The 877-nt window shown below is 52.8% G+C and carries 1 pseudogene; it reads left to right on the forward strand.

Going from position 1 to position 877, the window contains the following annotated elements:
- Nucleotides 1-586 (forward strand): annotated as a pseudogene (locus tag JCM13995_RS15125) (hypothetical protein); the annotation flags it as partial.
- Nucleotides 587-877 lie beyond the last annotated feature (291 nt).

Genomic DNA, 877 nt, shown 5'->3' on the forward strand with positions numbered 1-877 from the left:
AACTGAAGACCGCAACAGCGACGGTACTATCGATGATAAGGACAAAGATCTGAACAGCGATGGGACCGTTGATGACAACGACTTCAACCAGACGATCAAGGGCGACAAAGGTGACACAGGTGCCAAGGGTGACACCGGCGCAGCCGGCGAGAGCGCATATGAGACCTGGAAGAAGACGCCAGCAACTGAAGATCTCAACAGTGATGGTACTATCGATGATAAGGACAAAGACCTGAACAGCGATGGGACCGTTGATGACAACGACTTCAACCAGACAATCAAAGGTGACACTGGGGCTAAGGGTGATACCGGAGCCAAAGGTGATACCGGCGAGAGTGCGTACGAGACATGGTTGAACAAGAAGCCAACTGAAGACCGCAACAGCGACGGCACTATCGATGATAAGGACAAAGACCTGAACAGCGATGGAACTGTTGATGATAACGACTTCAACCAGACGATCAAGGGCGACAAAGGTGATACCGGAGCCAAGGGTGACACCGGCGCAGCCGGCGAGAGCGCATATGAGACCTGGAAGAAGACGCCGGCAACTGAAGATCGCAACAGCGACGGTAACTATCGATGATAAGGACAAAGACCTGAACAGCGATGGGACCGTTGATGACAACGACTTCAACCAGACGATCAAGGGCGACAAAGGTGATACCGGAGCCAAAGGTGACACCGGCGCAGCGGCGAGAGCGCATATGAGACCTGGAAGAAGACGCCAGCAACTGAAGATCTCAACAGTGATGGAACTATCGATGATAAGGACAAAGACCTGAACAGCGATGGGACCGTTGACTTCACAGATTTTGTCCAAGGAAATAAGCGCAACCGGCGATAAAGGCGCAACCGGCGACAAGGGTACGACCGG

Origin of the sequence: Lacticaseibacillus camelliae DSM 22697 = JCM 13995 (genome assembly GCF_001311195.1) — a bacterium.
GTDB lineage: Bacteria > Bacillota > Bacilli > Lactobacillales > Lactobacillaceae > Lacticaseibacillus > Lacticaseibacillus camelliae.